Origin of the sequence: Myroides injenensis M09-0166 (assembly GCF_000246945.1) — a bacterium.
GTDB classification, from domain to species: domain Bacteria; phylum Bacteroidota; class Bacteroidia; order Flavobacteriales; family Flavobacteriaceae; genus Flavobacterium; species Flavobacterium injenense.
This window is the reverse complement of the sequence record NZ_BAEX01000118.1, coordinates 1-8,517: the sequence shown is the minus strand read 5'-3', so window position 1 is coordinate 8,517 and position 8,517 is coordinate 1. Positions and strand designations below refer to the sequence as shown.

Sequence of the window (8,517 nt, the reverse complement as noted above, 5' to 3'; positions counted from 1 at the left end):
ATTGTTCATTATTTTTTATAAAATAAATAAAAAATAATGAATGTTTTATTAAACAGATAGTATCTGTTTAATTATTTATATATAGTGTTTAATATTAACAATAAACAGTTAAAGTATTTCTCGAATTGTACCTTTATTAAATTATACTATAAAATACTATTATCTGTTTTTGTGAAAATATATAATAACTAACACTTTGAATTACAGTTGTTTGAAAATAAAGGATAAAAATGTCTTTAATTTTGTTCTACTTATGATTTAGGTCATAAACATTATGTTAAAAGAGGTTGTAATTTCGCATAAAGTAAACTAATAATAGAATAAAAATGAAGACAAAATTCTACACATTAACCATCTTAGCATTATCAAGTTTAGTATTCTTTAGTTGTAATTCTAACGATAAAAAGAAGAAAGCAGATAATCCAATTGTAACAAATGAAAAAACAATAGAAAAGAAAGAAAGCAACACTAATAAAAAAGAAGATTCAACTACGAAAGCACCTTCTGAGCGAATAGATTTAGTAAACAAAGGGGTAGGACCAATCAAAACAATAACCTTACAAGAGCCAATAGATAAAGCTTTAGCTGAAAAAGGACAAGAAATATATAAAAATATGTGTACAGCTTGTCATAAACCAACGAAGAGATTCATTGGACCAGCACCTAAAGGAATTTTAGAAAGAAGAACACCGGAGTGGGTGATGAATATGATTCTAGATCCAGAAGGGATGCTTGCCAAAGATCCATTAGCAGGTGAATTATTAAAAGAGTTTAACGGTGCACCGATGGCTAATCAAAACCTTACAGAAGCGGAAGCTAGAGCTGTTTTAGAGTATTTCCGCACATTATAATTTGATGTAGTAACTAATCATTATTTAAAATATTTCATCATGATCAAGAGGAATTTGAAATTATTATTAACTGGCTCAATCGCTACTTTTATGTTATTTGGATGTAATAATTCAAATAATGGTAAAAAAGGTGGAGCAATAGCTACAAATGCAGCAGAAAAAGTATATGTAGCTCCTGGAGAATACGACGAATATTATGGCTTTTTCTCTGGTGGATTTAGTGGACAATTATCTGTCTATGGTCTTCCATCAGGGAGATTATTTAAAGTAATACCTGTATTTTCTCAAGATCCCGAAAAAGCATATGGATATAGTGAAGAAACTAAACCAATGCTTATGACTTCACATGGTTTTATTCCTTGGGATGACTCTCACCACCCTGATATTTCACAAACTAATGGTGAACTAGACGGTAGATGGATTTTTATAAATGGAAATAATACACCTAGGATAGCAAGAATTGATTTAGAAGACTTTAGTACTGCAGAAATTATTGAGATTCCAAATAGTGCTGGTAATCACAGTTCTTCATTTGTTACTGAAAACACAGAATATGTTGTAGCTGGTACTCGTTTCTCTGTTCCTATTCCGCAAAGGGATATGTCAATTAAAGAGTATAAAGGAAATTTTAAAGGAACACTTTCATTTATTGGTGTAGATCAAAAAACAGGAGATATGGATTTATCATTCCAGATCTTAATGCCTGGATTTAACTATGATTTATCTCATCCAGGTCGTGGAAAATCCCATGGATGGTTCTTTTTTACTACTTATAATACAGAAGAAGCTCACAGTTTATTAGAAGTTAATGCTTCTCAAAATGACAAAGATTTTATTGCAGCTGTTAACTGGAAAAAAGCTGAGGAGTATATAAAAGCAGGTAAAGGTAAAAAGATGCCAGCTAAGTATGCTCATAATAAAATGGATAATAATACACACACAGCAACTCATACGATGAAAGATGAGGTATTAGTATTAGATGCTAGTGAGTTACCAGGACTAGTTTATTTATTACCTACTCCTAAATCACCACATGGCTGTGATGTGGATCCTACCGGTGAATATATTGTAGGAAATGGAAAATTATCAGCAAATCTTACTGTGCATTCATTTACCAAAATGTTAGACGCTATTGAGAATAAAAAGTTTGATGGAGAAGCGTATGGAATTCCAATTTTAAACTTTGATTCAGTATTAGCTGGAGTTGTAGAACAACCAGGTTTAGGACCATTACACACAGAGTTCGATGATAAGGGATATGCCTATACAACATTCTTTATTTCATCAGAAGTTGTAAAATGGAAAGTAGGTACTTGGGAAATTATAGATCGTAAACCTACTTATTACTCTGTTGGACACGGAATGATACCTGGAGGTAACTCTAAAAAACCTGATGGTAAGTATTTCGTAGCAATGAATAAAATTACAAAAGATAGATATTTACCAGTGGGACCAGACTTGAATCACTCTGCCCAACTATATGATATATCTGGGGATAAAATGGAATTAATTCTTGACTTTCCTACTATTGGAGAACCTCACTATGCTGCAGCGATTAAAGCTGATAAGTTGATGCATAAATCACGTGAAATTTATAAGTTAAGTGAGAATAAACACCCTTACGTAACTAAGTCACCAGCAGAAGCAAGAGTAGAACGTGATGGTAAGAATGTTCATATTTATATGACAGCTATACGTAGCCATTTTACTCCTGATAATATCGAGGGTGTGAAAGTAGGAGATAAAGTATATTTCCACGTGACAAATTTAGAACAAGATTTTGACGTACCTCATGGAATTAGTATGCTTGGTGCAAATACTACAGAATTATTAATTACGCCAGGTAAAACAGAAACCTTTGTTTGGGAACCAAAACAAGTAGGTGTATGGCCATTTTATTGTACTGACTTCTGTTCTGCACTTCATCAAGAGATGCAAGGTTACATAAGAGTATCACCAGCTGATTCGGATATTAAGTTGTCATGGTCTCTTGATGATGAATAAAAATAAACTCACTTTTTTTAACAATTTATACACTTAAGATTTGATTAGGGAATAAAGCCAAATTTAAAAGCTGAATAGCCTAATCTTAATACAAAAGGGCAAGGTCTTAACTTTGACTTTGCCCTTTTTAAAAACAAACACATCATGAAAAAGTCTTCAATATTAATGATATTGGGATCTGGATTGCTTTTAGCCTTATTCTTTTTCCCATTGTGGAATATAAAATTAGGGGCACCGCAATACCCTGTTCCATTGGGGATGAATATTTATATAAATGGTATTCAAGGAGTACAAGAGTTTGATTTGCAAAATATAGATGGACTAAACCACTATATCGGAATGAAAACAATACCAAAAGCTCAAGATATGTGGGAATTTACCATCTTTCCGATTGTAGTAGGTGCAATGTCAGTAATTGGAATATTGCTTGGAATAGGTGGATTTTTTAATAAAGTAAAACCACAAATGTTTTTGAGTTGGTTGATTGTGATGGCAGTTCTTGGATTAATGGGAATGTATGATTTTCATTTATGGTTATTGGATTATGGTAGTGATCTCGATCCTCATGCTATTATGAAAATGGTAGATGCAAATGGTAACCCCTTAACATATGAACCACCATTGTTTGGACATAGAAAGATTTTAAATTTTGATGCCTATTCATATCCTCATATTGGAGCATATTTAATGGCATTGGGAATGTTGTTGACGTTTGTTGCCTTTTTAGTTGGTATTAAAAAGAAAAAATAAAGTAAATATGAGAGTATTATCATTTGTTATAGTGTGTGTGTTACTTGTGTCTTGTAGTCCTAAAATTCAAGAAATTCAATATGGAAGTGATGCATGCGATTTTTGCAGAATGGGTATTGTTGATAAAGGACATGCTTCACAGTTAGTTACAAGCAAAGGAAAAAATCTAAAGTTTGATGCTATTGAGTGCATGCTACATTTTATGGTAGAAAATCAAGATAATGACTATGCTTATACCTTAGTATCTAATCTTGAACAGCCAGGAACATTGATAAATGCTGATAAAGCGACTTATATTATATCAAAAAATATTCCTAGCCCAATGGGAGCATTTCTTTCTGCTGTAAGCGATAAAGGGAGTGCAATTAAAGTGACAGAAGAGTTTACAGGTGATATTTATACTTGGACTGAGATAAAAGATATAATGCGCAAAAAATAGTACAATAGTATTAATCCTTTTTTAAGACAATGAAATGAATAAGTATTTATTAGTATTCATATTTACCCTTATAAATTTAGTAGCTCAGGCAAAGATTATTAAAGTTTGCCCGAGTTGTCCTATAAATTCAATACAATTAGCTATTAACAAGGCAGATGCCTATGATGAGATAATTATTGAAGAAGGTGTATATAGAGAAGTTGACATTGAAATTGATAAACCTCTTATTCTCACAAGTAAGAATGCAATAGTAGATGGTGAAAATAAAGGTGAAATTTTTATTATAAAATCTGATGATGTAACTATTGACGGATTCAATATTATAAATGTTGGAACAAGCTATATCAAAGATTACGCTGCAATTAGGGTGAGAGAGAGTGCTAATTTTACAATTAAGAACAATGTCATTAAGAACCTTTTCTTTGGTATTTATTTAGAAAAGTCAAAAAAAGGAAAAGTACTATCAAATCGTATATATGGGAAAGCAATAAATGAATTTAACTCTGGTAACGGTATTCAGTTATGGTATTGCAATAATATAGAAATTAGAGATAATTACGTAGAAAAAGTAAGAGATGGAATCTACCTTGAATTCTCTAATTTCTGTATTATTGAAAACAATATAAGTAAGAATAATGTTAGGTACGGTTTACACTTTATGTTTTCTAATAACGACATAGTAAATGATTGTCAATATATTAATAATGGGGCAGGAGTAGCTATTATGTTTTCTAAAGAAATGAAAATGCAAGGTAATCAATTCATTGATAATTGGGGATCAGCTGCATATGGTGTCTTGCTAAAGGAAGTAAATGATACAGAGTTAATTAAGAATATATTTAAAAACAATACTACTGCTATTAATATAGAAGGATCTAATAGAGTTAATTATTTTCATAATGATTTTATTAGTAATGGATGGGCAATTAATTCAAGAGGAGCAAATTATCACAATCATATAAACTATAATAACTTTTTAAACAATTCATTTGATTTAGTCTATAATGGACAATTAAACCATAATAATTTTGATCATAATTACTGGAGTGAATACACTGGCTATGATTTAGATAAAGATGGGATAGGTGATGTTCCTTATCGCCCGATTAAGTTGTTTTCATATGTTGTAAGTAAAACTCCAGAATCCATTATTCTATTGCGTAGTCTGTTTGTAGATATAATTGATTTTTCTGAAAAAGTTTCACCAATATTCACACCTGATCGCTTGATAGATAATAGCCCAGCAATAAAAAGAATAGACCATGATAAAAATAAATAATCTGCATAAAAAGTTTGGAGAAAATCAAGTGTTAAAAGGAGTGGATCTTGAAATAGGAAAAGGTGTGCTCGCTATTTTAGGACCAAATGGTTCAGGAAAAACAACGCTTAATAAATGTATTTTAGGAATGGTATTTCCAGATAAGGGAGATATTTTAATTGATAATCAAAATATTTCAAGACAATGGGAATATCGTAAACAAATTGATTATTTACCCCAAATAGCTAATTTTCCCAATAATATTACAGTGGCTGAACTAATTGAGATGATTAAGGATCTACGCAATATTAATGATAAGGAAGAAAAAAGGTTTGTAGACTTATTTAAGCTTTCTTCCTTTTTAAACAAAAAATTGAATAACCTATCGGGGGGAACTAAACAGAAAGTAAATCTATTGCTGACGTTTATGTTTGACAATCCGATTTTAATATTAGATGAGCCTACTACAGGTCTAGATCCTGCTGCTTTAATAATCTTGAAACAACTAATTATAGAAGCAAAAGAAAAGGGGAAAACCATATTGGTAACTTCACATATTATGGACTTTGTAGAAGAAATTTCAGACGAAATTATTTTTATTCTTGAAGGAAAAATTTATTTCAAAGGTACTATTATTAAACTTAAGGAGCATACAAAACAAGATAACTTTGAACATGCTATCGCTTCTATTTTAACTGATAATTAATTATGCTTAAAATTTTAAAATATAGTTTTTACGATCTGATTAGAAGTAGATGGAGTTATATTTATTTACTATTTTATTTACTCTTAGGCTTCGTATTATTATTTTTAAATAATGATATTGGTAAAGCAATTATTACCTTGATGAATATCATTATTGTATTAGTTCCATTGATCAGTACTATTTTCGGTATCATGTATTATTACGATTCTAAGGAATTTACAGAGCTGCTACTGGCACTTCCTATTAAAAGATCGTCAATCTTTCTAGGTCAATATTTTGGTGTATCTCTATCTTTATCAATGAGCCTAATAATCGGATTAGGAATTCCCTTTATATGTTATGGACTTTTTGGATCTGGTGTAATTTGGGAATTTGGATTGCTAATTATAATAGGAGCATTTCTTACTTTTATTTTTAGTGCTTTATCCTATAATATAGGGTTACGCAATGAAAATAAGATAAAAGGTTTTGGCTTCTCTATTTTACTATGGTTATTTTTAGCTGTTATATACGACGGAATATTTTTGACAATCTTAATGACTTTTGGGGATTATCCGTTAGAAAATATTACCCTAATAGGAACTTTATTTAACCCTATCGACCTATCTAGAATACTAATTTTATTAGAGTTAGATATATCTGCCTTATTAGGATATACAGGAGCCGTTTTTAAGAAGTTTTTCGGAGGTACAGTAGGCGTGCTTATTTCATTTGTTATATTGTTATTGTGGACTATTGGTCCAGTTTATTTAATTAATCGCACTGCTCGCAAAAAAAATTTCTAAGAGTTAATTATTAGTTCAGAAACGGGATGTATTTGTATGTCCCGTTTTTTTAAAAGTTATAGATTATGATTCATAAAAAACTTTTACTGGAATATGGTGCAAAAGAAAAGGTTTTTCTAAAAAATGAAACTATCTTTTATGAAACTAATTATGCTCAGAATTATTATCAAATTATTAGAGGTCAAGTTAAGATTTGTAATGACTTTAGTAATGGAAAGGAATTTATTCAACAGATTTTTACTGATGATGAGTGCTTTGGTGAAGCGCTCCTTTTTTTAGATAAACCATATCCATATACTGCTAAAGCAATTACTACTACTAAAGTACTTGAGTTATGCAAAGAGGAATTTATTCAATTAATAACAGTAGATAGTTGTTCCGCTGAAAGTGTAGTGAAAAAATTGGCTGAAAAACTATATTATAAAGCAGTTATGGCACCAGAAATTTCTTGTAATGACGCTGAGCGCAGAATTATTGCTTTTTTAGAGTTTGATAAGAAACATCACACAGGTGCAATGCCATACAGCCATCCTATCAATTATACACGACAACAACTAGCGGATTTTACCGGGCTTAGAGTAGAAACAGTTATTCGTACTTTAAAATCCTTAGAAAAGCAGGGAGTGATCCGCATTGAAAATTCTAAAGTTTATATTTAATATGATTTATGAGGAAATATCTCAAAAGTTATGTGTGAAATAGAATTAAGAAAATCTTTGTAGTAAAAGAAATAAGACAAAATAGTATTGTTAAATTTATAAAACTGACTTTCTATATTTGCAGATTATAGTAAATTTATTTGTAAATGATAATAAAATACAAGTGTATCTTAGTAGTATAATATGATTTAATAGGGCAAAAGTATTCTCAAGCTCATAAGGTTATAATTATTAACAATATTATAGTGATTATAGGATTTTGTATAATAATAAAGGTATTATTACTAAATTTAGTAATAAGTAAGCTGAGTTTTTTTGATTTTGTTATTATTGAATTATTTCATTTATAATCTACTTTGTAAAAATTAGACCATATTGAAAATAAGAGCATTATTATATATACCTGTACAGTTATAGTAGGACGAGACAAGTATGAGACACGATGTATCCATAATGAGTCCATTGTGAGTCCATAATGACTCTATTAAAACAGCAGGTTTTGATGGAGTCATTATATATTTATGATAGAATCATTTTGGTGTCATCACCCAGATAATACAATAGATTACTTTAGTATACCTTTATTAGTAAGTGTGTGGACCTTTTCTTTTGAGTATTATATAAGTAAGGAACTTAATTATCTTCATTTCATATAAAAAAAAAGCCCCTAGAATTCTAGGGGCTTTCTATAGGAAACAACATATAACTTAAATAGAAAAAAAATTCTATATAGTTCGGATTTAAAAAAACGATAGATTTTAGACTCACTAAAATTAATATCAATCTTATCGTGTTAATGATTATTATATATCTGTTTATATGATAAATCAACAAAACAAAAGTAATAATTCATATTTGTTCAAACTAATGTATTCCCTTAAAAAGTAATTAAACAAATGATAAAAATGGCTTTTTGCGAATATAAGAATTGTGATGTTAATATTTAATTTTTATAAAGTAGTTTTTACATAAATCATATTGATAAACTTTAAGTATTTGATAAAAAAATTTGATTTATAATTACATATTGGACTCTTTATTTAAGAATATTAACTTATTGTTAGA

General features: G+C 29.7%; 8 protein-coding genes. All 8 read left to right on the top strand.

Going from position 1 to position 8,517, the window contains the following annotated elements; translation table 11 throughout:
* Window positions 1–326: 326 nt before the first annotated feature.
* The 8 genes from RH98_RS14155 to RH98_RS14120 all read left to right on the top strand — a co-directional run bounded on the left by RH98_RS14155 (window position 327) and on the right by RH98_RS14120 (window position 7,452).
* Window positions 327–851: a c-type cytochrome gene (locus RH98_RS14155; protein WP_010256420.1), complete on the top strand. Its 525-nt coding sequence runs from the start codon at window positions 327–329 to the stop codon at window positions 849–851.
* Between the two features lie 90 nt (window positions 852–941).
* Window positions 942–2,855 carry a Sec-dependent nitrous-oxide reductase gene (nosZ, locus tag RH98_RS14150; RefSeq protein ID WP_050996164.1) on the top strand — a complete coding sequence of 638 codons (1,914 nt, stop codon included), beginning with the start codon at window positions 942–944 and terminating at the stop codon, window positions 2,853–2,855.
* 144 nt (window positions 2,856–2,999) lie between these two features.
* Window positions 3,000–3,605, top strand: a complete 606-nt coding sequence (locus tag RH98_RS14145) for a hypothetical protein (protein ID WP_010256413.1) — start codon at window positions 3,000–3,002, stop codon at window positions 3,603–3,605.
* 7 nt (window positions 3,606–3,612) lie between these two features.
* Entirely contained in the window at window positions 3,613–4,044 is a 432-nt protein-coding gene (locus RH98_RS14140) for a nitrous oxide reductase accessory protein NosL (protein WP_010256409.1), read from the top strand.
* A gap of 34 nt (window positions 4,045–4,078) precedes the next feature.
* Window positions 4,079–5,323, top strand: a complete 1,245-nt coding sequence (gene nosD / locus RH98_RS14135; protein WP_010256407.1) for a nitrous oxide reductase family maturation protein NosD — start codon at window positions 4,079–4,081, stop codon at window positions 5,321–5,323.
* Complete coding sequence (locus tag RH98_RS14130; protein ID WP_010256404.1) at window positions 5,307–6,008, top strand: ABC transporter ATP-binding protein; 702 nt, start codon at window positions 5,307–5,309, stop codon at window positions 6,006–6,008. The genes nosD and RH98_RS14130 overlap by 17 nt, the downstream gene beginning before the upstream one ends.
* A gap of 2 nt (window positions 6,009–6,010) precedes the next feature.
* Window positions 6,011–6,793, top strand: a complete 783-nt coding sequence (locus RH98_RS14125) for an ABC-2 transporter permease (RefSeq protein WP_010256401.1) — start codon at window positions 6,011–6,013, stop codon at window positions 6,791–6,793.
* A gap of 65 nt (window positions 6,794–6,858) precedes the next feature.
* Window positions 6,859–7,452, top strand: coding sequence for a Crp/Fnr family transcriptional regulator (locus RH98_RS14120; RefSeq protein ID WP_010256398.1), 594 nt, complete (start codon window positions 6,859–6,861; stop codon window positions 7,450–7,452).
* Window positions 7,453–8,517: the final 1,065 nt, after the last annotated feature.

Coding starts and splice junctions, on each gene's coding strand:
- RH98_RS14155 (WP_010256420.1), top strand. CDS start 327: ATGAAGACAAAATTCTACACATTAACCATCTTAGCATTATCAAGTTTA.
- RH98_RS14140 (WP_010256409.1), top strand. CDS start 3,613: ATGAGAGTATTATCATTTGTTATAGTGTGTGTGTTACTTGTGTCTTGT.
- nosZ (WP_050996164.1), top strand. CDS start 942: ATGTTATTTGGATGTAATAATTCAAATAATGGTAAAAAAGGTGGAGCA.
- RH98_RS14120 (WP_010256398.1), top strand. CDS start 6,859: ATGATTCATAAAAAACTTTTACTGGAATATGGTGCAAAAGAAAAGGTT.
- nosD (WP_010256407.1), top strand. CDS start 4,079: ATGAATAAGTATTTATTAGTATTCATATTTACCCTTATAAATTTAGTA.
- RH98_RS14130 (WP_010256404.1), top strand. CDS start 5,307: ATGATAAAAATAAATAATCTGCATAAAAAGTTTGGAGAAAATCAAGTG.
- RH98_RS14145 (WP_010256413.1), top strand. CDS start 3,000: ATGAAAAAGTCTTCAATATTAATGATATTGGGATCTGGATTGCTTTTA.
- RH98_RS14125 (WP_010256401.1), top strand. CDS start 6,011: ATGCTTAAAATTTTAAAATATAGTTTTTACGATCTGATTAGAAGTAGA.